22 protein-coding genes and 3 pseudogenes are annotated in these 25,620 nt (G+C 39.2%); 11 read left to right on the plus strand and 14 right to left on the minus strand.

Features of this window, described 5'->3' with window-relative positions; translation table 11 throughout:
• Positions 1–187 precede the first annotated feature (187 nt).
• Positions 188–1,210 carry a LacI family DNA-binding transcriptional regulator gene (locus QFZ72_RS00205; RefSeq protein WP_307428045.1) on the minus strand — a complete coding sequence of 341 codons (1,023 nt, stop codon included), beginning with the start codon at positions 1,208–1,210 and terminating at the stop codon, positions 188–190.
• A gap of 530 nt (positions 1,211–1,740) precedes the next feature.
• Between QFZ72_RS00205 and QFZ72_RS00210 the strand changes: the two genes are divergently transcribed.
• The gene (locus tag QFZ72_RS00210; protein WP_307428050.1) at positions 1,741–2,937 is read left to right on the plus strand and encodes an IS110 family RNA-guided transposase; all 1,197 of its coding nucleotides are present in this window, start codon (positions 1,741–1,743) and stop codon (positions 2,935–2,937) included.
• A gap of 152 nt (positions 2,938–3,089) precedes the next feature.
• Here the strand turns inward: QFZ72_RS00210 and QFZ72_RS00215 are convergent.
• Together QFZ72_RS00215 and QFZ72_RS00220 are read right to left on the minus strand one after the other, a co-directional pair.
• Positions 3,090–3,410 (minus strand): annotated as a pseudogene (locus tag QFZ72_RS00215) (helix-turn-helix domain-containing protein); the annotation flags it as partial.
• A gap of 660 nt (positions 3,411–4,070) precedes the next feature.
• Positions 4,071–4,214, minus strand: a pseudogene (locus QFZ72_RS00220) (tyrosine-type recombinase/integrase); the annotation flags it as partial.
• A 573-nt stretch (positions 4,215–4,787) separates the two neighbouring features.
• Between QFZ72_RS00220 and QFZ72_RS00225 the strand changes: the two are divergent.
• The 4 genes from QFZ72_RS00225 to QFZ72_RS00240 all read left to right on the plus strand — a co-directional run bounded on the left by QFZ72_RS00225 (position 4,788) and on the right by QFZ72_RS00240 (position 9,634).
• Positions 4,788–5,807, plus strand: a complete 1,020-nt coding sequence (locus QFZ72_RS00225; RefSeq protein WP_307428054.1) for a Gfo/Idh/MocA family oxidoreductase — start codon at positions 4,788–4,790, stop codon at positions 5,805–5,807.
• A 60-nt stretch (positions 5,808–5,867) separates the two neighbouring features.
• Positions 5,868–6,695 (plus strand): sugar phosphate isomerase/epimerase family protein, encoded by an 828-nt coding sequence (locus tag QFZ72_RS00230; protein ID WP_307428057.1) that lies wholly within the window; start codon positions 5,868–5,870, stop codon positions 6,693–6,695.
• Positions 6,696–6,949: 254 nt separating this feature from the next.
• Entirely contained in the window at positions 6,950–8,377 is a 1,428-nt protein-coding gene (gene xylE / locus QFZ72_RS00235) for a D-xylose transporter XylE (RefSeq protein ID WP_307428061.1), read from the plus strand.
• A 252-nt stretch (positions 8,378–8,629) separates the two neighbouring features.
• Positions 8,630–9,634, plus strand: a complete 1,005-nt coding sequence (locus QFZ72_RS00240) for a LacI family DNA-binding transcriptional regulator (RefSeq protein WP_307428063.1) — start codon at positions 8,630–8,632, stop codon at positions 9,632–9,634.
• A gap of 251 nt (positions 9,635–9,885) precedes the next feature.
• Here QFZ72_RS00240 and QFZ72_RS00245 read toward each other — a convergent pair whose 3' ends face one another.
• The 4 genes from QFZ72_RS00245 to QFZ72_RS00260 form a co-directional block, all read right to left on the minus strand.
• Positions 9,886–10,716 carry an NAD(P)H-dependent flavin oxidoreductase gene (locus tag QFZ72_RS00245; RefSeq protein WP_307428066.1) on the minus strand — a complete coding sequence of 277 codons (831 nt, stop codon included), beginning with the start codon at positions 10,714–10,716 and terminating at the stop codon, positions 9,886–9,888.
• Positions 10,717–10,821: 105 nt separating this feature from the next.
• The gene (locus QFZ72_RS00250; protein WP_307428069.1) at positions 10,822–11,973 is read right to left on the minus strand and encodes an NtaA/DmoA family FMN-dependent monooxygenase; all 1,152 of its coding nucleotides are present in this window, start codon (positions 11,971–11,973) and stop codon (positions 10,822–10,824) included.
• Between the two features lie 84 nt (positions 11,974–12,057).
• Positions 12,058–13,101, minus strand: coding sequence for an LLM class flavin-dependent oxidoreductase (locus QFZ72_RS00255; protein ID WP_307428072.1), 1,044 nt, complete (start codon positions 13,099–13,101; stop codon positions 12,058–12,060).
• Positions 13,102–13,381: 280 nt separating this feature from the next.
• Complete coding sequence (locus QFZ72_RS00260; protein ID WP_307428074.1) at positions 13,382–14,056, minus strand: nitroreductase; 675 nt, start codon at positions 14,054–14,056, stop codon at positions 13,382–13,384.
• Between the two features lie 204 nt (positions 14,057–14,260).
• Between QFZ72_RS00260 and QFZ72_RS00265 the strand changes: the two genes are divergently transcribed.
• The 5 genes and pseudogenes from QFZ72_RS00265 to QFZ72_RS00285 all read left to right on the plus strand — a co-directional run.
• Entirely contained in the window at positions 14,261–14,617 is a 357-nt protein-coding gene (locus QFZ72_RS00265) for a winged helix-turn-helix transcriptional regulator (protein ID WP_307428076.1), read from the plus strand.
• A 183-nt stretch (positions 14,618–14,800) separates the two neighbouring features.
• A complete protein-coding gene (locus QFZ72_RS00270) occupies positions 14,801–15,217 on the plus strand; it encodes a MarR family winged helix-turn-helix transcriptional regulator (protein WP_307428079.1) in 417 nt (138 codons plus the stop codon).
• A 109-nt stretch (positions 15,218–15,326) separates the two neighbouring features.
• Entirely contained in the window at positions 15,327–16,154 is an 828-nt protein-coding gene (locus QFZ72_RS00275) for a Gfo/Idh/MocA family protein (RefSeq protein WP_307428083.1), read from the plus strand.
• Positions 16,118–16,447 (plus strand): hypothetical protein, encoded by a 330-nt coding sequence (locus QFZ72_RS00280; RefSeq protein ID WP_307428086.1) that lies wholly within the window; start codon positions 16,118–16,120, stop codon positions 16,445–16,447. Before QFZ72_RS00275 ends, QFZ72_RS00280 begins: the two co-directional genes overlap by 37 nt.
• Before the next feature lie 504 nt (positions 16,448–16,951).
• Positions 16,952–17,023: pseudogene (locus QFZ72_RS00285) on the plus strand (recombinase family protein); the annotation flags it as partial.
• A gap of 258 nt (positions 17,024–17,281) precedes the next feature.
• Here QFZ72_RS00285 and QFZ72_RS00290 read toward each other — a convergent pair.
• From QFZ72_RS00290 to QFZ72_RS00320, 7 genes are all read right to left on the minus strand, one after another.
• Positions 17,282–17,671: a tautomerase family protein gene (locus QFZ72_RS00290; protein ID WP_307428088.1), complete on the minus strand. Its 390-nt coding sequence runs from the start codon at positions 17,669–17,671 to the stop codon at positions 17,282–17,284.
• 13 nt (positions 17,672–17,684) lie between these two features.
• On the minus strand, positions 17,685–18,557 hold the full coding sequence (gene fba / locus QFZ72_RS00295) for a class II fructose-1,6-bisphosphate aldolase (protein ID WP_307428091.1): 873 nt from the start codon (positions 18,555–18,557) through the stop codon (positions 17,685–17,687).
• Between the two features lie 63 nt (positions 18,558–18,620).
• The gene (gene iolE / locus QFZ72_RS00300) at positions 18,621–19,514 is read right to left on the minus strand and encodes a myo-inosose-2 dehydratase (protein WP_307428094.1); all 894 of its coding nucleotides are present in this window, start codon (positions 19,512–19,514) and stop codon (positions 18,621–18,623) included.
• A 16-nt stretch (positions 19,515–19,530) separates the two neighbouring features.
• On the minus strand, positions 19,531–21,441 hold the full coding sequence (gene iolD, locus QFZ72_RS00305) for a 3D-(3,5/4)-trihydroxycyclohexane-1,2-dione acylhydrolase (decyclizing) (RefSeq protein WP_307428097.1): 1,911 nt from the start codon (positions 21,439–21,441) through the stop codon (positions 19,531–19,533).
• Between the two features lie 29 nt (positions 21,442–21,470).
• Positions 21,471–22,454, minus strand: a complete 984-nt coding sequence (gene iolC, locus QFZ72_RS00310; RefSeq protein WP_307428099.1) for a 5-dehydro-2-deoxygluconokinase — start codon at positions 22,452–22,454, stop codon at positions 21,471–21,473.
• A 25-nt stretch (positions 22,455–22,479) separates the two neighbouring features.
• Positions 22,480–23,298 (minus strand): 5-deoxy-glucuronate isomerase, encoded by an 819-nt coding sequence (iolB, locus tag QFZ72_RS00315; protein ID WP_307428102.1) that lies wholly within the window; start codon positions 23,296–23,298, stop codon positions 22,480–22,482.
• Positions 23,299–23,371: 73 nt separating this feature from the next.
• Positions 23,372–24,832 carry a CoA-acylating methylmalonate-semialdehyde dehydrogenase gene (locus tag QFZ72_RS00320; protein ID WP_307428105.1) on the minus strand — a complete coding sequence of 487 codons (1,461 nt, stop codon included), beginning with the start codon at positions 24,830–24,832 and terminating at the stop codon, positions 23,372–23,374.
• Between the two features lie 199 nt (positions 24,833–25,031).
• Between QFZ72_RS00320 and QFZ72_RS00325 the strand changes: the two genes are divergently transcribed.
• Positions 25,032–25,214 carry a sugar phosphate isomerase family gene (locus QFZ72_RS00325; protein WP_373464651.1) on the plus strand — a complete coding sequence of 61 codons (183 nt, stop codon included), beginning with the start codon at positions 25,032–25,034 and terminating at the stop codon, positions 25,212–25,214.
• The last annotated feature ends 406 nt before the right edge of the window (positions 25,215–25,620 follow it).

Consider the following 25,620-nt stretch of genomic DNA (forward strand, 5'->3'; position numbering starts at 1 on the left):
TAAACGAAAAGAGAAGTAATGCTAGATCCCTTTAATGTCAGCATTTATATTAGGGATATATTTTTCGAAATTTCCTATGTTGTCTCTTTTATAATATGTATTCTCCTCCTATCATCGTAATAATCGGCTTTTACGCATACGTATGCATAAATTGCGAAAAATATAGAGAAGGTGGAATAAATTTATATTATCTTATTCCACATGATTCTCTAATGACTAAAGTAGGACTAATCTCAAGCTTTTGCTTAATCGTCTCTGAAGAGTTCAACTTATCGATTAATCGCTTACATGTTAACGCTGCAATTTCTTTTGTAGGTTGTTGTACCGTAGTCAAATATGGTTTATATAGGGTACTTAATTCTATATCATCAAATCCTACCACAGCAATATCTTGCGGTACATATATATCTAATTCTCTTAATGCCTTTATTGCTCCCAAAGCCATTAGGTCATTTTGTGCAAATATAGCAGTAAAATCTCTTAAAACATCAACATTATCCTTTATAACCCGGTAACCCGAATCAAATGTCGCGTTTCCATAAAACAACATATTATCATGATATGGAAGACTATAATCATGAAGAGCTGCTTTAAATCCTTCAGTTCTTAACCCAAACTCGCCACCTATATGATTTGCTGAAATACACATTATCTTTTTATGCCCATTCTTAATTAGATGATCGGCAGCTATATATCCACCCTTATATTGGTCAACACATACAAAATCTACTTCTCTTGTTTTATAAAAGGGCGGTAAATACTTGCAAAAAATATAGGGAATATCTGTTTTTTCCAAGATCGCAATTGTTTCATCGTTTAATGATGGTTCTAAAATAATCAGTCCGTCTATTTTCTTGGCGGCAATGAGTCTCTTAATATTATTTTGTTTTGTAAATCTATTCTCAAAAAATGAGACAATAACATCAAATTCCATTCGTTCTAAACTTTCTATCAGCTCATTCTGCCACGACCTGAAGTGTACTTCTCCCGAGAAAAACAGACTTTTTGGTAAAATGACGCCAATGGTGTTCGTTTTTTTTGCACTTAAACTCCTTGCATTGGCGTTAAATTGAAAGCCGTGTTCTTCTGCAATTTTTAATACTTTTTTCTTTGTTTTCTCTGAAATCATCGGACTGTCATTTAAACACCTAGACACTGTTGATTGACTTACGTTTGCCATTTTAGCAATGTCCTTAGTTGTAATCGTCATAATAGCTTCATGCCTTTTCTATTTATTTACACGCATACGTATGCGCTAAGGTTCTATTTCATGTTACAATATTCAGATTTTTCAGTCAACACTATTTATAAAAATAATCTTATCCATAATATTTATATTTGATATTTTATTGTATACCCATTGAAATCACCATCTTCTATTTCTTCTTCAACTAACCCTCATTAACATAGGTGCATTTTTTCTTTCACAATATTTTCTATATAATTCAACCTGAATACACAATTTCTTTTTTGGACTATTCAACAATCTGGCCCTTTCGTATTATAAGATCAATCAGTTAATTCTGGTTGGTCTATTTTTTATAGGTTATTCTTTAGGTAGCCGGGGTAGGACGATCTGGCCCTTGGGACTTGATCCCGTCCGTTATACTGTCCACCCCCTACTTGTAGAAACATGTTTGAGGCTGGTTGGGACAAAGATCCCGTATAACAAGCGAAGCTATGACACTGCAAGATAGACAGGGGCTACCGGTAAATCCATAAAAAGGAGATGTGATAAAAATGAATCCAGTCATTGGCCTGGATATTGCAAAAGGAGAAAGCCAAGTTCAAGCTTTTCTGGAAAAGAAAATACCTTATAGAAAAACATTTAAGTTTAAGCATAATAATGAAGGCTTGAATGCGTTTAATGCTTTTTATGAAGAAATTAAGCTTAAAGCAGAAATAGATCCCGTTGTAATCTTTGAGTCTACTGGACATTATCATGAACCTGTACTTCAATTCCTGGAGGAAAGAAGAATCGCATACTATCTTATTAATCCAGTGGTTTCTTACGAAACAAAAAAGACAAGCCTTCGAAAAGTAAAGACAGATCCTCATGATGCCAAACATTTATGTGAACTCTACTATAAAGAGGATTTAGAGACCTTTCATAGAAAGAGCGTTAGAACAATGAATCTAAGAAACCTATCCAGGCAGCATGAGTCTTTAACGAAAAATCATGTTCAATTGAAGCTACAGTTCCAAACAATTCTAGATCAAGTGTTCCCTGAATATAAAAGTGTCTTTGGGAATGTATATTCACCTTTGTCACTAAGAACATTACTCTTATATCCAACTTCTAAGGATGTATTACTGGTAAAAACAGAAGATTTGGCTAATGATATGTATAGTCTTGGAGGGAAACGGTCGTATTCTTGGTGTTTGACTAAGGCAGAAAAACTCAAAGAAGCAGCAGGTCGGAACCCATTCAAAGAAACCTTATATAAAAGCCATTTGGTTAGTATGAATATGTATATGAATTTGCTTCTTCAACAAAAAGAGTACCTGCTAATCCTAGAAGAAGAAATTGACCAGCTGGCACAGGAGTTTGAAGAGTATTCAATCATTCGTTCCATTCCTGGTATTGGAGCGAAAATCACAGCTACTCTGATTTCAGAAATTGGAGAAATAGATCAATTCAGCAACCCTAAAAAGTTAGTTGCTTATGCAGGTATAGACCCAAGGATATTCCAATCTGGAAAGTTCAAAGCATCTATCAATCGGATTACGAAAAGAGGATCTACTCGGCTAAGACAAGCCTTGTATACAGCTGTACAATGTGGGTTGACAAGAAATCGTAATGTAAAACTAAGAGAGTTTTATGGCAAAAAAAGAAGTGAGGGCAAGCCTCACAAAGTAGCAATTATCGCTTGTGCCAACAAGCTCTTACATTGGATTTACGCAATCCTCACACACAAAGAGACGTTTAGAGTATAAAAAATGAACTTAAATTACATTATTTACCATAACTTCAAACTGCCATTTGAAGTCTCTTTGTCGTGCTTACAATTATTATAACATGGTAACTCAAACTAATTTAACCCAAATCTATTGACTTATATTAGCTGGTATTATGGAATAAGGAAGGACTATTTGTTCTCTTCTGATAGCTTTCTATATAATGAAGCTCTAGATACATTTGTAATTTCACAAATTTGATTTACGGTCATATTTCCTTCTTTATATAGCTTTACTGCATAATTCATTCCTGCGTGATTTTTATGATACTTCTTTAACCGACCTTTAAGCTTTCCTTCTTTCAAACTCAATCTCTTCACGTTGTCGCATACGAATAAGGTCTCGTTCTAATTGGATAACACCAGCCTTACCGTAATTAAGAATTGGCTGTATGGATTAACTTCTGATAAATCTAGCCATGTATCTTTTAGTGATTTTAAGCTAGCCTTTTTACCTGGGGTCCTACCAACAAAACGGGAAAACATACGTTAAGGATAATACTGTAGCAAACAACGAGCATTGTCTGTAAATCCGTACCAATAACGGTTATTAAACTTCTATTTTGGTGATTTGTTTTTGGTTTTTCTTTTGGTTATAGAAAATCTTTAAGAAATCCATGTGTAACTTTTGAAGATATTTTGCACCTATTTTAAAGCGTTATTTTGCACTATAAGTAAATATGAAAAAGCCCAATTTCTCATTAAAATTGAGAAATTGGACTTTTATCGTTACTCTGGAAAAGCGCTTAGATTGTTGAAGATTACTATTTAGTATAAGTACCCTCTACTAAAAATATATTTGTTCAATCATTTTTTTAGTATACGATTTAAGCTCTTTGTAAAATGTGAGCTAAAATAGAAATTATCCCATCACATCTTTAAGACGTTTATTTTGTCTCATTAAGAATAACCAAAATATTAAAAGAACACTAAATAAAGAAAAGAATAATATTGGCGCTTGAAAAATACTCCAAGTACTTGGTCCGTAATAGGTTAATTGATGGTGCCTTTCAACAGTCTGTTCATACGAACTTTTATATTCATATTGGATGACCCAACGTTTATTCGCCATCACAACAGTTCCTAAATCGTATCCAAGACTTTTAAATAATAGGTTTTAGCTCCGCTTAAAAATGTCTTACCGTCATGACTAAGAGTCTGTTTAATATTTAACAATCCTTTTTCCAAGTTAAGATCCTTCCAACGCAAACCAAGTAGTTCACCTTGTCGTATACCAGTTGTTAATGCAAGGTAAAAGTTTTTACTTTTAGTTACAAAATGAATAAAGATAGCTGATATTATTATCGCTACACCAAGCACTAAAATAGGGAATAACACTGTATTTATGAAATGACTATTAATCCATGTATCATACAAAAAACTCCACCTCAGTCTTTGTCTTTATTGGTGTGAACGAAACTCTGGTGTTCCACTCAATGTTAAAGTCCATATTTTTTAAAGAGAAAAATACCAGCGACAATAAAGAGAAATATAAATATGTAAATTGAAAAAACTATTATTAGGATAGGGAGTCGTTTTATATTAGAACAAATCATTCTTTTTTGAAATTATAGTGAAAGTCTATTTATGATTAAAATAAGGAAAGTGGTTTCCTTATTTTAATTTCCTCATTTTAACATTTTACACTTTAATATGCAAGGTAATTCAACTATTTATGGTCAATAACGATGAAAACCTAATACTTAAATAAAGTGATTCCTAAGTTAAAAAATAGTTTGACTAGTGATTTGTAATGGCTTACAATCATAAAAAAGGAAAGAACTTTCCTTGACTGGTTAGAAAATATAAAAATATTTTGGAGGGATTGTTATGAATCAATTGAATATAGGTTTAATCGGGGCCGGACGCATGGGGGCTTTTCATGGAGAAACTCTCGCTTATCGTTTACCGCAGGCCAATTTGTATGCGGTTGCAGATCCGACTCCCGGTGCAGCGGAAAATTTGATCAACAAATTGAATGTAGAAGCAAAAGCGTATACAGACCCAATGGATTTAATTCAAGACCCGCAGATTGACGCTGTTGTCATTGTTTCGCCTGCCCGGACGCATGCAAGCAATGTTCTTGCTGCTATCAAACAAGGGAAAGCTGTATTTTGCGAGAAGCCTATGGCAGTTACCTTAGAAGAAGCCAATGCAATTGTGCAAGCAGTAGATGAAACGGGCAGTATCATGCAAGTAGGATTTAATAGAAGATTTGAAAAAGGATTTAAAGCAGCTTATACAGAAATAGCAGCAGGGAACATAGGGACACCGCAATTGCTGAAATCAACGACAAAAGATCCGAAATTAACCAGGGCTGAATCAATTCCAGAATGGACGATTTTTCTTGAAACGTTAATTCATGATTTTGACACACTTATGTATTTAAATCCCGGCGCAAAACCAGTGGAAGTTTATGCGATGGCCGATGCGCTTATTCGTCCGGACTTAAAAGAAAGCGGTTTATTGGATACAGCGCTTGTCACGATAAAATTTGATAACGGAGCTATGGCAACTGCAGAAGCTAATTTCCAGGCGGTATATGGATATGACATTAGAGCTGAAGTATTTGGCTCAAATGGCATGCTTACGGCTGGTGGCATACGTAAATCCAGTATGACAAGATACAACCAAAATGGAGTAAGTTTTGATACATCTCGTTATGATCAAGATTTATTGTTTGATGCTTATGTTGAAGAATTAAGAAGTTTCGCCGATTGCGTTATTAATAATACTCAAACGTATGCGACAGCAAAGGATGCACGGTGGGCGCTACAGATTGCGCTAGCTTGCATAGAGTCTGTTAAAACCAATCGCCCAATCAAAATTGAAAATGCTGTTTTAATTTAAAAACATGGGCAGGTTTAGAATAAACGTAATGAAAATGATTCATTGAATGGAGGGAATAAAATGTCGAGAGATTATGGTCTTTGCTTATGGACATTTGGTGAAATAGCTTTTGAAGACAAATGCAAGCTTGCTAAAGAAATTGGCGTAAACGGCGTGGAAGTTCAAGGAGATTTAGCGCAAGATCCGCTTGAACTTCAAGCTCTTTTAACAAAGTACGATTTAAAAGTATTATTAGTAACTCCGGACAATGTCGATATTTCTAGTGCAGATGATCAAGTTCGTTCCAGTGCGGTCCGTTATTTCTTAGATTTATTGGACTGGGCACAAAAACTAGGTGCGAAAAGAATTTGTTTGCATGGTGATGTTGGGAAAACACAAGGGTCTGGAGACTTATCGAAAGATTGGAATTTGCTTGTGAATAGTTCAGCGGAAGTTCTGCGAAAAGCGGAGGAACTAGACATTGAAGTGGTGTTTGAAGTATTAAATCGGTATGAAAACCACCAAATTGTCACAGCCAAAGAAGCCGTTCGTTTAATTGACGAAGTAAAAAGCGAGAAGTTTTATGTGCTGCTGGATGCTTATCACATGAATATCGAAGAACCTTGTCCCATTACAGCTCTTAAAGAAACAAACGATAAATTAGGCGTTTATCATGTAGCAGATTCGAACAGACAGGCGGTCGGCAACGGGCATGCTGATATTAAAGGACAAATTGATGCTTTGCATGAAATCGGCTTTAATGGACCAATTATTATGGAAATGACGGCTGAAGGGCCGAACCCATTTACACCAGTTAAAGAAGGAAATTATTTAGAAGTAGTAACGGATTATTACAGGGACTCCCTAAGCAAACTAAAAGAATGGGATCTGGCTAAAGTAAACGCTTAAGATTTGGAACTTTAAGATGATTGATTTAAAACAAACTTATCTGGATTCGCGTAAAAATTTGATGGATCCAGATAAGAAAATTGATTTTTAAAAGCTTCCCTGTGAAAAGCAATGTAATAAGAGTTTGGCCTGAAGATTTAAAAACCAATTAATTTGATTTTTGAAAAGTTTAAATGTCCCGATTAAATTTATTGAATTTTTAAAATTATTTTGAATGATTCTTGTCAAATTAATGATGAAGGTGAGTCCAAAAAATGAAGCCAAATATAAAATACATAATTTACTTAACGTCTATTACTGCATTAGGAGGTTTGTTGTTCGGGTACGATACAGCAGTGATATCAGGCGCAGAACAATCGCTGCAACTCTACTTTATAGAAAAGCTTGGTTTAAACACCCTGTTTCATGGCCTGACTGTATCCAGCGCTTTAATCGGATGTATTGTAGGGGGATTAATCAGTGGGTTTATGGCTAATCGAATAGGCCGCAGAAATTCACTAATGGTTGCCGCTGTTTTATTTTTTATTTCAGCAGTTCTTTCTGCTTATCCTGAATTTCTCTTTTTTGAAAAAGGTGAGCCAACTATCGGCCTGTTCATCATGTTTAACATTTACAGGATTATTGGAGGAGTAGGTGTTGGTTTAGCATCAGGACTAGGACCGCTGTATATTAGTGAAACATCTCCCGCCAACATTAGAGGACGGTTAGTAACATTAAACAATTTGGCCATCATTTTTGGTACTTTGCTGGTTTATTTTGTGAATTGGAGAATAGCTGACGGGCAAATTGCTAGCTGGATCAATGATCTGGGCTGGAGATATATGTTTGCTTCCGAAGCAATTCCAGCACTTTTATTTTTTTTCCTTTTGTTTTTAGTGCCTGAAACGCCGCGTTATCTCATATCTAAAAACAGAGATGACGAAGCGCTAAACATTTTAGAAAAAGTAAACGGGTCGAAGAAAATCGCAAAAGAAATTTATCATGATGTAAAACAAACGATGGATACTCCTAAAGGGCATATTTTCTCATACGGGAAGATGGTTATTGTTGTAGGGATTTTAATAGCTGCTTTCCAGCAATTTGTTGGGATTAATGTTATTTTGTATTACGCGCCTCGTATATTCGCTGATATGGGAGCGAGTGCAGATACTTCAATGCTTCAAACGGTGCTACTGGGAGTCGTAAATTTTGTTTTTGTTTTTATAGCTCTTCTGGCAGTAGACAAATGGGGTAGAAAACGCTTGCTTCTTTTAGGTTCATTCGGAATGACCGTCGGTATGTTAGGAGTAGCTGCTTTGTCATTTGCGGACAATATGGGAATAAGCGCATTAGTGCTTATCTTGCTTTACGCAGCTTTTTACAATTTGTCATGGGGGCCGCTAACATGGGTGCTTGCTTCTGAGATTTTCCCTAACAAAATCAGAGGCCAGGTGATGGCAATAATAGTAATGGCTAACTGGAGCGCGAATTTACTCATATCAGCAACATTCCCTTCTTTATTGGAAATAAGCGCTGGAATGACGTATAGCTTTTATGGATTGATGTGTATTCTTGCTTTTGTTTTTGTATGGAAATGGGTCCCTGAAACAAAAGGAAAAACACTCGAAGAAATCGAAACACATTGGGACTCAGCACCAGCTAGAACGGATACCGATTTACGCACAAAAAAAATTAACTTATAAGTGCATACGGTCACACCGCCAAAAACATGTAAGATGAAACAATTTGAATGACAGTCAGTTTGTCCAAAGCGCGCTTTCTTTTTGCCCTACGGTAAAAGGAAAGCGCTTCTTTTTATGATGATAGGAAAAGAGAATACTCATTAAAAAGTTTAATTATGATTGCTTTCTCATCAATAGTCCCGTGTTTAACCTTCTATAGAAATAGGTTAAAATAGTTTTAAGTGCTGAACGGAAAAAGAGAGGAAAGAAATTATGAAACCGACAATATACGATGTAGCTGAAAAAGCAGGAGTATCTATTTCAACGGTGTCTAAGGTGCTTAATAATACGGGTAGCCTTGCAGATAAAACAAGAAAAAAGGTTAAGGAGACGATGCAGGAATTAAATTATCAGCCCAGTGTTGCAGCATCCGTAAAAAAGCGTATTCAGATGATTGGACTTTTGATACCTAACATTGCAAATCCTTTTATGGCAGAAGTAGCACGCAGCATTGAAAACCATTTAAAGCGACACGGCTACAGTCTGATGATTTGCAGTACGGATAATGATTTTAAAAATGAAATCGAATATATTTCGATTTTAAAGCAAAAGTACACAGAGGGGATTATTGTCGCAACGGGCTTGAAAAAAGAGAAGTCTATCAAAGAACTCGTCAAGACTAACCTTCCTGTCGCCTTGCTTTCGAGAGATGTACCTTCTCTAGCAATAGACACTGTGCTTGTAGACGATTATTTAGGTGGTTATGAAGCCACAAGGCATCTAATTGAACTTGGACACGAAAAGATTGCCATGATCACGGAAGACACTACATTCTCAATTATCCAGTCAAGGGTTCTAGGCTATAAGAAAGCGCTCGAAGAAGCTGGACTGAACTATGACGAAAGTTTGGTGCTGACTAATAATACCTCTCTTGATGAAGGCAAAAAATCAATGTTAACCCTTTTAAAAAAGTCTAGTCCGCCAACGGGTATTTTTGCTTCTACTGAAACTCTGGCGATTGGCGCACTGCAGGGAGCACGCGAGCTAAATATAAAAGTACCAGATGAGCTATCCATTGTAGGGTTTGACGACACCGTTTTATCAACAATATGTGATCCACCTTTAACAACAATTGCGCAGCCAATTGAGGAGATGGGAAAAAAGGTAGTTGAGCTATTAGTAGAAGAAATTGAAAAAAAGAAGGAATCAAAACAGCGCGTGATATTATCTCCTAAATTGATTGTGCGAAATTCTACTGCAAAGAAAAAAATTTTTTAATTTTCTTTTCGACGGCCTCCCTAGATTTATTAGGAATATGTGTCACTTTGACCGGTAATTCGCACTTATTTTAAGTGTTATTTTGCACATCCAACTTTAAAAACCCAGCTACCTTCACATGAGAAGATTAGCTGGGTTTCTTAATAATTTACATCCAATCATTTATAGAATTATTCTGATCTGTTTAGTAAAAAAGCAACTGCTTATTGTTTAGCAATCGTTCCCTTTTATTGAAAAAGGAACTTAAACTATTATTTTTCAAGGGTACTCATTATTTCATTAATAACTTCGGCGCAAGTCTTAATTTCTTTTATTCCACCTGCAGCTTCAGATAGGCTTATAGTACCATTAACTAAATCCCCATCTAACATACCAATTTTAAAACCATTTCCATAATATTTGTAGGCCTCATCTGGTTTCCCTTGATTGATAAGTTCGAAGGCTTTTTTTCCAGCTTCTGTAGGGATTGTTCTTAAATGTCCGATACCTGATTTAAATTCAATAAATTCCTCACTATTCACATTTAGTATTGCTTGTTTTGTAGCATCTCTTGCAGGGTTTTCTTTTGTGGCTATAAAACGTGTACCCATATATACACCTTCTGCACCCATAGCAAAAGCAGCTTTAGCTCCTTTTCCATCAATGATACCACCTGCTGCAATGACAGGAATGTTTACCAAAGAAGTTACTTGAGGTACTAATGAAAGAGTACTGATTTTGTAGTCACTCATATGGCCACCAGCTTCATAACCTGTTGCAATAAGAGCATCCACTCCCGATTTTCCAGCTTCTACTAACTTTTGCACAGTAGGACTAAGATCTCTATAAATAATATTAATATGGTGCTCTTTTAGTCTATTTTTTTCAGTCAGTTGTTTAACTTTTTGTATTTCTTTTCTAAGTCTTTCAGCAGTATCTTCTGGACTTGAAGATTTTTCTGTTTGTCCAGCATTTGGTCCCAATACTCCCATTCCTCCTGCGTTAGAAACTGCAGCCACAAATTCTGCGGAAGTAACCCATGTCATTGCTGCTGAAATAATTGGATACTCTATGTCAAGTAGTTCTGTAATTCGATTTTTCATATTAAACAATCTCCTTTTAATTAACCATAATATAATATTTCTTCATTTAAATATGTGATAATATATAAATCCCTTATGTTTTCTGCCAAATAAAACGTGTATATACTAATTTTCCAGTTCTTTTCTGGTTGATTTTTCATATCTGTTTTCTGGATAAGATAAACCCAAATTACCACGTAAAGTGTTTGATTCATATTCCTTACGAAAAATCCCCTTTTCTTGTAAAATAGGAACGACTAAATCAATAAAGTCATCAAATCCTGAAGGATGCTCCTGTCTTATCAGCAAAAGATCCATCGCACCTGCCTCGTGCCATTCCTGAATTTGATTGGCTACTTTCTCGGCTGAACCGAAAAATAATGGTCTTTGTATTCTATATACAGGCATTAATCTTTGTAACTCTTGGAACTTTTCCTCAGCTTCTTTTTCTGTCCTGCCGACAATTGGATTCTGCGTAGGCATGATTAAAAAATCTTCTGGTGAACGCCCTTCTACGACTACCCTTCTTTTTATCTCCTTACTGAAGTTCTTCGCATATTCAAGGTTGTCGCCATTCACCAATACTCCTTCAGCATGTTTCGATGCAATATCCATAAATTCTGATGAAGTACCAGCTTGGAAAATGACAGGTCTTCCTTGTCTAGAACGACTAATATTTAATGGACCATCCACCGAAAAAAACTTACCTCTATAATTTAGGGGATGCATTTTTCTTGGGTTGAAAAATATTCCACTTTCTTTATCCCGTATAAAAGTATCATCTTCATATGAATCCCATAGCCCTTCCACAATCTCCAAAAATTCTTTTTTCATTGGATATAAGTCCGATTTAGAAAGATGTGTTCGGCTATAATTTGCTAACCCTCCTGGATTAGAAGTAATCGCATTCCATCCTGCTCGACCGTTACTAATTTTATCAAGAGAAGCCATCTGTCGAGCCACAGTGAATGGATCTGCATAAGAGGTAGCAATGGTTGCGGTAAGGCCAATATGAGTGGTAGCCATGCTAAGCGCAGACAGAATACTTACGCCTTCAAACATACTCAAGTAATGTGGAATCATACCAGGTCCAATATGGCTGACATCAGCCAATAAGACCATATCAAACTTACCTTCTTCAGCTCTTTGAGCTTTTTGTACATAATAATCTACATTTTCACTAGCATTGGCGGGCATATCCGGATGACGCCAACCCATATAATTCCAACCGACTCCATCAATAATAGATCCAATTTTAAGCTGTTTTTTATTTGTCATTTATACCCTCTTCTTTCTATTTACTGTAAAATGAATGATACGTTTTCCACGATTGGACGTAGGGTGCCACTTTTTTTATTCTCTTTACCTATTTATAGAGGTAAGATCAAATTCTTCTGCCAGTAGTTGGTATCCTTTTAGTCGGCTTTCTTGACTAGGATAAAAATCAGCTATCATGATTTCATCAACTAGGGCTGCTTTTGCCATCTGCCTTAATTGGTGAGCTACGTCATTGACGCTCCCAATCACAAACCGATCTTTATTAGCATTTCGAGCTGCCTCTTCCTCTGGTGTATAGATATGGGCCTGGGCTTCTTCCAACGTTGGAAATGATAAATTAGATGAACCAGTTCTCATTCTTGCCCACGTTAACTCTGCTGGACCTGCCAAATATTTTGCCTCTTCCTCTGTTTCTGCTGCAATAACACCAATAGCTAATATACTTTTTGGCTCCTTCATATACAAAGATGGCGTAAAGTCTTTACGATATGACCGAAGGATTGGAATTGCTAACTGAGGTGCTAAATGGGCTGCAAATACAAAACCAAGCCCTTTTTCTACGGCAAACTGTAAACCGCCTTCACTAGATCCCAACATATACATATCAGGCACTAACGATTGATCACCTGGAGGTGTAATGTTGCTAAAAGGATGAGTCCTTGGAAAGTCTCGCGAAAAAAATGAAAGTAAGTGATCTAACTGTTCTGGGAAATCATTGGCGGCAAGAGCTTCCCGTGAACGCTGTAAGGCCCATGCAGTCCATCCGTCTGTTCCTGACGCTCTTCCTATTCCAAGATCTATCCGTCCAGGATGTAAAGCTTCAAGTAAGGTAAAGTTTTCTACGACTTTAAAGGGACTATGGTTAGGTAACATAATTCCCCCAGAACCTACACGTATATTTTTCGTGTGTGAAGCTGCATGTACACTTAACAAATCAGGAGATGTACTGATTTGACTAGTAGTGTTGTGGTGCTCAGTAAACCAGTATCGGGTATACCCTAACTTATCGGCTAATTGCACCATCTTTGTTGAATTCTTTAGACTTTCAGTAGGGTTACTGCCCTGATAAACATGGACGAAATCTAAGATGGATAACTTTAACTGATTATAAGAATGATTATTTGACATTTTATAAAACTCCTTTCAATTCAATAAATAATTAGCCGGCTAATCATTTAGTTAAAAAAATATATAAAGAACATTTTTCGGCTTTTTTTCCATATCCAATTTATATGATAAGGGATCTAGTACAAGCCCTTTAAAAGTATGATATTTCATTCTCTACATTGGGACATATAGATAGCCAAGATACGTTGAATAAACGCTTGACTATCTATATTTTTTGAACCTCGTTTGTTAAGATTGAACAAGAAACCTGTTCATTCTATAACAAATTAACAGATACTGTTTAACAGTGAAAGGTCACGCTGTTCTCAATTGGATCGCGCCCCATACGAAAACTATTTACTGCTGCCTGTTTATCTGGATAACCAAAAGATATCCCAAATAATAACTTGAGGTCATCAGATACACCAAGAACGTCTCGTACAGTGTCAGCGAAAAAGCCTAATGCTGTCTGGGGAATACTACCTATCCCACGTGCCTCGAGCGCTAGTAGAAATGACTGACCATACATGCCAATATCAGATGCAACACGCACATTATCTCCGAATGAAGGCATGAATAAGAAAGCAGCATGGGGTGCATTGAAAAAATTATAATTTTGTGCTGCTGACTGCTTGCGACCTTTGTAATCTCCCCGTGCTATTCCTTGTGATTCATAAACAGCTTTTCCATGCCCATTTTTGCGTTCACCATATTGACTGTAAAAAGCGTTCATATCAAATGTAAAATCTGGTGTATGATTCCCTTCCTCATTCGCACGTATCAAAGCTTTACTCAATTCATCCTTCTTATCACCTGAAACAATATGGACATTCCAAGGCTGCGTATTGCAATTCGATGGTGTATACTGAGCATCTTCGAGAATCTCACGAATAACTTCTTCTTTAAGAGGTGTAGAGAGAAATTGACGAACAGATTGTCGAGAGCGTACAACTTCTTGAAAAGATTTAGTTGGCATTAGTATGACCTCCTCTTGCTTTTCAATATTTCCCTAGATATTGATTTGTGATAAACATATACTGTTTTGGATATGATTAAATCGTAATGTGTATTTTTGTTACATACACTAGAATAAAATCATTGCTCATCTTTTGGAAGAGGGCATTTTAAATTGCCGTAGTACACTTTTTTGTACTTATGGGTAGATAAGAGAGGTGTAAGGATGGCGAGAATTTGTAAAGATGGATTTGAAAGAGATTTTATACGAGAAGAAAGAGAAATGTATGGTATTGCTTATACACAAAACATACTCTCTGGACGTTGGAAATATTTAATCCTTTGGTTTTTAAAGAATAAGAAACGTCGCTACAGTGAAATTAAATCCTTTTTGGACAATATCTCTCAAGGTTCGCTTACAAAGCAACTTCGAGAGCTAGAAGCAGATGGTATAATTAAGCGTGAAGTTTATCCAGAGGTTCCTCCACGTGTTGAATATTCATTAACATCAAAAGGGAAGGCATTGATTCCTATTATCGATTTAATGGAAGAATTCGGAAAAAAATTTGGAGAAAAAGAATAAAAACCTAAAAAAGATCGTGTAACTACTATAGTATCTTTGGAACTCTATTTTATTTGTGAAAGAAAAAAAGTAATTAGTTTGCACATACCATGATTACATTCTTTATTATTTAATATTTGACTAAAAAAATAAGAAAGTGATATAGTTAGGCTGCTAATTAATTTACAACAAGGAATGATCTATATGATTGAAGATGAAATTCGAGAACTTCTTGATAAAATATCAGCTCAAATGCGCCGAAACTACAACAAATTGTTACAAGATGTAAACCTTCATGTTGGGCAGGACAATTTGTTATGCAAACTATGGACAAATGATGGACTTACGCAAGTTCAATTATGTGAACACTTAAAATGTGAACCACCTACTGTAACAAATATGGTGAAAGCTCTTGAACAAAAAGGACTAGTTTATCGTCAACGTGATGAGAAAGATGGCAGAATTAGCAGAGTTTATTTAACTCCTGAAGGTCGAGATCTAGAGGGACCGGTCTATGAAAGATGGAGAAAACAACAAGACAAGTTGTTAGCAGGTATTGTACCTGAGGAGCGTTTGTTATTAAGAGGACTTATGAAACAAATGGAGGAGAACCTTTTTTAACTTCTCTTTTTTAGTCATTTAATTAGCAAGCTAACTAAATGTTAGTTTATGAAAGACTTATATAATTTATTAAAAACAAGGTTATAAATAATTTAAAAGGAGTGTTAACATGGCAACTGAAAAACAAGTAAGTATAAAGAAAATTGGTGTAGGAATTATTGGAGCAAGCCCGTTAAATCCTGGTTGGGCAGTAAACGCACATATCCCAGCCATTAAGGCCCTATCTGAAGATTATGAACTGAGAGCAGTAAGTACGAGTCGCCGTGAATCTGCAGAAGCAGCTGAAAAAGAATTTGGAGTACCAGCTTTTGATAATCATCAGGATTTGGTTAATCACCCAGATGTGGATTTAGTCGTCGTAACAGTAAAGGTCCCTTATCATCATGAACTAATCTCTGCTGCGCTAGATGCAGGTAAAATGGTGTTTTCAGAATGGCCACTTGGTAATGGTCTAGCAGAAGCAGAAGATCTTGCTAAACGTGCTGAAAAAGCTGGTGTTCATACTGCTGTAGGCTTACAAGCCCGTTTCCACCCTGCTATTCGTTATATCCGTAATTTAATTGCGGATGGTTATATTGGCGATGTGCAAGGATCTACGCTCGTGGGATCAGGCTTTGGTTGGGGAAACGTAACAGACCGTAACAATGCGTATATGTATGACGCAACTAACGGCGTAACGGTTCTATCGGTTCCAGTTCTTCATGCTTTAGATGCTCTATCTTACATGCTTGGTGATTTTACAAGTGTTTCAGCTAACCTTGTAGCAAATCAATCAGAAGTTCTGTTGATGGAAGAAAATAAAATGATTCCTTTTACTTCACCGAAACATGCTTCTATTATGGGTACAGTAACGAAGCTATCTCTGTATTTTACCGAGGAGGTAGCTCTCGTGGAGAGAATATGCGTTGGGAAATTAATGGAAGTAAAGGAGACTTGATTTTAACAGCTCCAACTGGACACCTTCAGTTAGCTGATTTAAAACTCGAAGGTGGACGTGAGGAAGATAAAACGGTCAGTGAGATGGTCATTCCCTCTTCTTATTATGAACTGGCTCAAAATGTACCAGCTGGTTTAGCGAGCAATACGGGAAGACTGTATGCGCAATTTGCGAAGGATATTCGTGAAGGCACACACTTTACGCCTGATTTCGCTCATGCTCTGGCTCATCACAAGCTTCTTGATACACTTGAAACATCTTCACGCACAGGAACGGAACAGAAATTAGAATAAACCTTTTAATTTAGTTTAAAATGATATCAATAGAAATGTAAGATAGAGAAACTACCCAGGTGACATTGGGTAGTTTTTTCAGTCTTTTTTCTCTTTATTCTAACTAACCTACAACTTTTAAGTACAAAATTTCTTAACTTTATCTACATATCATAATAGCAATTTGTTAATAAAAAGTTATTCCAGATTATGGACCGATTGCTGAACAAAGTTAATAGAGCACTTATTGGCTATCAGTTATTTCAATTCATAAATAATTATAAAAAAGACATTTATGCTGCTAAAAACAACTTTATCAAAAAACAACCTTTTGATAATCATAGATGCTATTATTTGTTACAAAACTCGTCCTTTTCTGAACACGTTGCTGTTCGGTTTGAAAAGGACGTTTTTTATTACCATAAACGTCATAAAACCCTGTTCAGTATTCTACGTCCATTAACCTATTGAAATATACCTTATGTTACAATGAATTCAAAGGAAAAATTGAAAAGAGTGATTTTGGTGTTAATTGGATATGCACGTGTGTCAACAGGATTACAAAATTTAGATTTGCAGATGGATGCGTTAACGCAGCAAGAGGCAACTTTCCGAAAAGCTGAAGGCTGTCTCTTGCATGTTTGTCCTTATTGTTACCTTTCCCAGCTCAAAAAAAAGCAAAGCCGTCATTTACCCTACTTATTCTCGGGCTTTGTCCTGCATTAGAATTAAAGCGGGTATCCTGACGGAAAGATCTGATAGATCATGCCGTTCGGAGATCGCCTATTTAAATATTAAATAAATTAATAAAATTTCAGTGTCGTTAAATACATTCCACTAACTCTGAAATCAATCTTAAAGATCTCCTGTTAAAAACTGTGCTTTTCCAAATCCAAAACTCCAGTCAGCATCTCCATTGATCATAACGGAAACCATTACGTCTTTTGGATCAATACCACAACTTTTCTGTAACTCTTCGACCATGTATTTGTACAAGTTTTGTTTTTGTTCTTCTGTCCGCTGTTTACTGGTAATGCTAATCAACACCACATCTTTAGAACGTTCAAACCCCAGTCCTGTATCTTCCATAGTCATTTCATGCGCAGGATGCTGATGCACAATCTGATAGCGGTCACCTTCGGGCACTTCAAACGCTTTAAGCATAGCACGATGTGCGGCATCAAGTAGATTCTTTACTTCTTCTTCTGTTCTTCCTTCTATAACATCAAACCGCAGTAATGGCATGTTTCACCTTCCGTTATCCTATTTTTATTGTAATACTTCGTCCACTTGTCCCAAATTCTTTCATTTTCGTTTTGGCCGCTTCTTTCACCGCTTCAATCGCCGGCAGCAAGATCAAACGCGGCTCATACACATCCGGATTTTCATTGAGTGTACGACGAATGGAGGTTGTCCAAGCTTGAGTATTTTCCGTGTTCACATTAATTTTAGCGTGACCCAGTTCAATTGCACACTGAAGCTGATGCAATGGAATACCTGTTCCGCCATGAAGCACTAACGGAATTTCTGTTTTATCCGCGATTTCCTTCATTTCTTCAAAACCAAGCTGCGGCTCACCCTGGTACGGTCCGTGAACGGAGCCAAGAGCGGCAGCTAATGCATCGATGCCTGTTTCTTCGACAATGCGGATGCATTCATTGATATCCGCATACTGAATGCCGCCGACCAACCCGTCTTCCTGGCCGCCTACTGTACCGACCTCGGCTTCGACCGAAACGCCTTTGACTTTGGCGTAGGCCACTACTTCTTTTGTCATCGCAATGTTTGCCTCAATCGAACCATGTGATCCATCGATCATCACTGACGTAAATCCGGCATCAATCGCCTGCTTGCAGCGTTCAATACTCATGCCATGATCCAAATGAAGCGCAACCGGAACAGTAATATTTAGTTCTTCGACTAACGCATTGACCATTGAGGATATCGTGTGGAAGCCTCCGAGATAATCAACAAGCCGGTCCGACGCAGCTAAAATGATCGGTGCTTGTTCCTCTTCTGCAGCGAGCAAAAAGGCCTGAGCAAATTCAAGACCATTGATATTAAACTGTCCTACTGCATATCTGTCCTCTTTTGCTTTTTTTAGCATCTCTTTCATTGCAACCAAAGCCATGTAATGAATCTCTCCTTTCGCCTCGTTAATAGCTAAAGATTCTCTTCGCAACCTATATTACTTTTAGTTCTGCACCAATTTAATTAATGTACTATCTAGATACTTTCTGGCGATAAGTGCGTATTCCAGAGGGTGAGCAACAGCTGGATCCTGTTCTGCCTCGATAACGATCCAGCCTGTGTAGCCATATTCCTCAAGCACGTCAAACGGCTGTCTAAAATCAATGCTTCCATCACCCGGTACCGTAAATATGCCCGCTAAAAACGATTCTCTAAATGACTTTCCTTCTTGTTTGCATTCGTCCATCACAGCCTGTCTGACATCTTTAAAGTGAACGTGCTTAATGCGGTTCATATGTTTTTTAATCAGGGCCATATAGTCGCCGTCTGAAACGAAAATGTGGCCTGTATCATACAAAAGATGGACGTGATTTGGATCGGTTTCAGCCAGCAGGCGGTCAATTTCTTCAAGCGTTTGTACGCCAGTACCCATGTGATGATGGAAAACAAGCTTCAAGCCATATTCATCCGCAATTTTGCCAAGCTCATTTAATCCTCCACAAAGCATTTTCCACTCGTCGTCAGTAAAATAAGGTTTTTCTTTAAAAACGTTTCTATCGAGGCCTTGAATGCTGTATGTCTGTTCAGATACAACCGCGACTGCCGCATCCACTTCTTTTAAATACGCGCAGTGAGCATGAAAATCTTCGGATGTTTTTTCGATGCCATCGCGAATGATAAAGCTAGAAAACCACTGTCCGGCAATTTTTAAGTTGCGCAGCGCCAGTTCCTTTTTTAACACGGCAGCTTCAGGGAAGAAGCCGCCCACTTCTGTCCCTTGAAATCCTGCTACAACGATATCGCTTAACAAATGAGATAAAGTATTCCCAGCGCCGATTTCTGGAATGTCATCGTTGCGCCAGCCGATCGGGGCAATTCCCCATAAAATGTCCTGCATCGTGTGCGGCCTCCTCTTAATACGTCTTTACTGTTTCTAATTTTTTCGCTCTTGCGGCATATGCTTTTTGAACGCTTTCTGACTCAGACACTTCGGCTACGCCGACGTTCCACCAGCCATCATACCCATTAGACATCGTTTTCGGAAGCACCTTCATATCAATCAATGTCGAAACCGACTGCCCTTTCGCATCCTCAAGCGCTGCTTTTAATTCTTCTACCGTATTCGCTTTGTATGACTTCGCTCCGTAGGCTTCTGCCACCTTCGCATAATCGATGTTCATAATTTGGTTGTCATGTGTACGGAATTCACAGAAGTAAGAACCGCTTCCATTTTCCATCTGCAGGTTGTTAATACAGCCATAGCCGGAGTTATCAAACAGCAGGATGTTGATTTTTTTATCGTATTGAAGTGCAGTCACAAGTTCTGTGTGAAGAAGCAGGAAGCTTCCGTCGCCGACAGCCGCATATACTTCGCGGTCCGGATGGGCAAGTTTCGCACCCAGTGCGCCAGCTACTTCATAACCCATGCACGAATAGCCGTATTCCAAATGGTACGTATTCGGTACATCGGAATGCCATAAGCGCTGCAGATCGCCTGGAAGGGATCCGGCCGAGCCGATTACTACACTGTCTGGCGCTACTGTTTCATTGATCGTCACAAGCGCTGCCGACTGGGCAAATTCCGTTTGAAGCACGTCTGCATATTCATTCAGCACTTCTTGAGAGAATTGGTTTTTAATCTCTGGTGAGAAGTTTTCACGCTGGAAGGCCACATTCGCCAAGCGGTCACGCTCCTGAAGCCACTCACTCTTCCAGCCTCTAAATGTTTCGCCAAATTCTGTTTCATAGCCTTCTAAAAGCGGTGCCAGCTGTTCAAGCGCTGTTTTGGCGTCTGCCACGACCTGGAAACCGTCTAATTTATAAGCCTGAAGGCGGCTGACGTTAATGTTTAAAAAGGATGTTTGTTCGAAATCAAATTGTGTTTTCGATGATGTTGTAAAGTCTGTGTAGCGTGTACCGATTCCGATGACCAGGTCTGTGTCGCGGGCCACTTTGTTCGCTGCAGCTGTACCGAGAATGCCAAGACCACCCAGGTTATTTTCAAACGATACTTCTACGGTTGATTTCCCAGCCTGTGTTTCCACAAGCGGAATATTATGTTTTTCAGAGATTTGTTTTAAAATGTCGCGTGCACCTGAGTAGCGGGCGCCGCCGCCGACGATGATAACCGGCTTTTTGCTTTCTTTAATGCGTTCCGCTGCACCTTGAAGCTCGCGCTCTACGGCCGGCTTGCGGTCCAAATAATGAACACGTTTGTCAAAGAAACGCTCGTCATAATCAAACGCTTCCCCTTCGACATCCTGTGCGATGCAGATCGTTGCCGGACCTGATTTGGCCGGATCTGTCATCACTTCAAAGGCACGGATCAAAGCGGACATGAGCTGCTCTGGGCGTGTGACGCGGTCCCAATAGCGGGAAACCGCCATAAACGCTTCGTTTGTGGTAATGGCCGTGCTGTGCTCATGCTCCAGCTGCTGAAGCACCGGGTCCGGCTGGCGCGTGGCAAATGTATCTGCTGGAAGCAGCAGAACCGGAATATTGTTCGCAAAGGCAGTTCCCGCTGCTGCAATCAAGTTGGCTGAACCAGGTCCGGCTGATGTGGTCACTGCATAAATCTTGCGGCGCAGCATTTCACGGCTGTAGGCGATCGCTGCATGTGCCATTCCCTGCTCATTTTTTCCCTGGTACACTTTTAGATGGCCTGCATCTTGTTCAAGCGCCTGGCCAATTCCAAGCACGTTGCCGTGTCCGAATATGTTAAACATCCCTTCAACAAATGGATACTCTTCCCCGTCAACGTGAATGTATTGCTGATTTAAAAATTTTATTAACGCTTGCGCGGTTGTTAATCGAATGGTTTTCATCCGTTGCTCACTCCTTAATATCTCATTTTTTATACATGCACGCCGGCTGCAATCAGCTGCTTGATTTCAGAAACGACCGGCATCGCATCAGACGAACTGTGTTTGCTGACTACGATGGATGCGGAAGCACTCCCGTATTTTAAAGCGGTTTCAATATCTTTCCCGCTTACAAGAGCGTAAAGGAAGGCGGATGCGTAGGAATCACCGGCGCCAAATGTTTTCAATACGTTCGTTTTATATGCCTGGGCACGGAAGACCTCGCCTGTTTTTGCATAAGCGTATGAGCCTTCAACACCATGCTTAATCACCACAAGATCAGCGGAATGTTCAAACAGGTGACGAATCGTTTCAACGTTATCGCCGCCCTGGATATTTTCCATTACATCAAATTCATCACGTGTGCCAATCACAATATCGGATTGTTCGGCAACAAGTGAGTAGTAAACCGCTGTTTGTTCCGGTGACTGCCATGTGTACGGACGGTAGTCGAGTTCAAAGACAATTTTCACATCGTGTTTTTTCGCCAGGCTGACTGATTTCAGAACCGCTTCACGTGACGGGCTTTTTGCGAGTGCTGTACCCGATACAAGCAGAATTTTTGCTTTCTTTATGGACTCTTTCCTTACTTCGGATGGCTCAAGATACAAGTCTGCTACATCGTCGCGGTACATCAGGATACTGCACTCGTCCGGGCTTAAAATTTCAGTGAACGCAAGGCCTGTCTTATGGCCTTCTTTGTCTGTAACCATATCGGACGTATCTATGCCTACTCCGCGCATATATTGCTCGATAAAGCGTCCATGCTGGTCATCCGCCAATTTGCCGATAAATCCAACTTTCAAGCCTAATTTCGCGCTTCCGATTGCCACGTTTGCTGGCGAGCCGCCAACATACTTTGTAAACGTCATTGTTTCTTCCATTGGCATGTTGTATTCGTTCGCATTCAAGTCAATGCACGCACGACCAATTGCAATTAAGTCTAATTCTTTTTCATTATTAAATGTATAGTTCATCGGGTTAACAGCTCCTTCTTTTATGTTAACGCTTTAAAATCCACTCGTGATCCGGGTCATTATGAAACTTCCAAATGCGTGTCGGGCCAGCCATAACATTCAAGTAGTAAGACTCGTAGCCATCTGGTACGCCGACTGGATGGTATCCCGCCGGCACCAAAACCACATCGCCGTTTTCAACGGTCATTGTTTCGTCAATGGACCGGTCGTCTGTGTACACACGTTGAAAAACAAAGCCTTGAGGCGGATTCATTTCATGGTAGTACGATTCTTCTAGGAATGACTCATCCGGCAAATTGTCCTGATCATGTTTATGAGGCGGGTAGCTCGACCAGTTGCCGCTTTCTGTGTACACTTCTACGATAAGCAGACTGTTGGCACGCGAATCAGACTCAGGCAAAATGTTGTGAACCATTCGTTTATTGCTTAAGATGCCGCGGTTTTCAACCCCTACATCTGATGCTTTTATCAAGCATGTGGGAAGCTGCTCGGCAGATGGTGAGTAGCAAAGTGCTACGCGGGCAGCTGTTGCGCCTTCTACGTGGAATGTTTTATCGTTAGACACATATACACTGTCTGTCGGTACTTTCTCAAACGCATTTTCACGCCGCGTACCGAGGTCTCGGAACTCTTCGTTTCCCTCTGTTACATGAATGTTGCCAGTCAGGGCAACAATGCAGCACTCAGTCTTAGCAAGTGATTCGGTATAAGTGGCGCCGGGAGCCAGATCAATGACTTTAAATCCGACATATTCAAGGGGAGAATTTTCTTGTGTAACGTCATGAACGATCGTGACGCCTTCAGACAGTTTATTTTTTGCTGGTTTCTGGAGTAAGCGACTCATCTATGTACCTCCTGATTTTTGTTTGAATGGCCTCGCTGTCCGGATCAATCCAGACAGCGGAGCGGATTCAAGATTACTTCACGTAACGTGCTGTGACCATTTTCTTGCGTGTAAAGAATTCAACACCATCTTTACCGTTCGCATGAAGATCACCGTAGAATGAATTTTTGTAGCCTGAGAACGGGAAGAAGGCCATTGGTGCCGGTACACCGACGTTAATGCCAAGCATGCCCGCATCGATCGTTTCACGGAACTGGCGTACCGCTGCAGCGCTGTCTGTATACAGGCAGGCACCATTCGCAAGAGTAGAAGCGTTCGCTGTTTCAACACCTTCTGCCAGGTCTTTTACCCGGACGATCGATAAAACTGGTGCGAAAATTTCATCCTGCCAAATTGCCATCTCTTGTGTCACGTTATCGAAGATCGTCGCACCAAGGAAGTAACCATCCCCTTTTGCAGCTTCGTCTTCACGTCCGTCACGCACAAGGGTCGCGCCCTGCTCGATACCGGCTTCAATGTAGCCCACTGTGCGCTCTTTTGCATTTTCGCGGATGATCGGGCCAAGGAATACACCGTCATCTAAGCCGTTACCAATTTTAATGTTGTCCGCTGCTTCTTTCAGCTTCGCGATAAATTCATCAGCTATGCTGTCTTCTACTGCGACAACCGCTGCGGCCATGCAGCGCTCACCAGCTGAACCGAAGGCGGCAGCTGTGACTTCTTTCACGGCCAGATCAAGGTTCGCATCCGCCAGGACGATCGAGTGATTTTTCGCTCCTGCAAGCGCCTGTACACGTTTCAAATTCGACGCGCCTGTTTTGTATACATATTCTGCAACCGGCTGTGAGCCGACAAAGGAAATCGCTTTTACTTCTGGATGCTCAAGCAGCCCGTTTACAACATCATGTGCGCCGTTGACGATATTCAGGACACCGTCTGGAAGGCCTGCTTCTTTAAACAAGTCTACAAGTCTTGCTGCTAAAAGCGGAGTACGCTCAGATGGCTTCAACACGAATGTGTTACCGCACGCAATTGCCAGTGGGTACATCCAGCAAGGAACCATCATCGGAAAGTTAAATGGCGTGATGCCGCCGACAACACCAATCGGGTAGCGGTACATGCCTGATTCAATGTTTGTCGCGATGTCTGGAAGCTGGCTGCCCATCATAAGTGTCGGTGCACCTGCTGCAAATTCGACGCACTCAATCCCGCGCTGTACTTCGCCCATGGCTTCTGACAAGCTTTTGCCGTTTTCAATCGTGATCAGCTTCGCCAACTCTTCCCAGTTGTCCACAAGAAGCTGCTGGTATTTAAACAAGACGCGCGCGCGTTTCGGCACAGCTGTCTGTGACCATTTCTGGAACGCTTCACTTGCTGCCTGCACCGCGCGCTCTACATCTTCTTTTGTGGAAATCGGCACTTCCGCAATCGCTTCACCCGTTGCCGGGTTCACAACCGTTTCGATTTGGCCGGCTAACGCTTCGACCCATTCACCGTTTATGTAGTTTTGCAATTTTTTCACTTGAGTTATCATTATACTTCCTCCTTAAAAATTCAGTTTTTTATAATTTACAAGACAAGCTCTACAGTGCAAGTCCATAAAAAATATAATCAAATGGGACCGATCACATTGGAAATGTTTGATTACTTGAATGATAAAAATATTACAATCGTCACTAATAATCTTGAATTTATCACCCGAGCTATTCCATATGAAAATTTAAATTATTATAATAGGCGGTATTCTGGAACGAAAAACAAATTCACTTGAACAGCCTCAGAACATTGACTCTCTTAAAACGGATAACATCACCAAAGCTTTTATGGCTTCTACGGGTGTTTCTCTTTCAAATGGTATAACAAATTCATCGCCGTTGGAGACAGAATTAAAACAAACTGTCGTAGGTCGAAGTTAGAAAGTGTTTTTAGTGATTGATCACGATAAAAATGGGAAATATGGATTGACAACCTATTGCCAGTTAAGTGATATCGATTGTCTTATTAACTTCCGCCGGAGAAGTATCAAGATTATTTAAATGAAAATAAAATCGAAGTAGTGTGTACTGATTAATTCATCATCTTGTTTTGTGGAATCTCCTTCTTAACCTGAATAGCTTTTATTCATTAAATATTTTTTCTAGAAGCCGGGATTAAAGGTGACTTTTCTAATAATTTAAGTAACCTACCAAGGAAAGAACTTTCCTTAATGGGTGAAAAAAAGTGAGAAATCCGGTCTAATAATGTATCCCTCAATACTTATCAAAAGATCATTACCCTCTTTCTTCAAAGGAAAGTTATTTCTTAAATAGATACTATCTTTTG

This window comes from Bacillus sp. V2I10 (genome assembly GCF_030817055.1).
Classification (GTDB): Bacteria; Bacillota; Bacilli; order Bacillales; family Bacillaceae; genus Bacillus_P.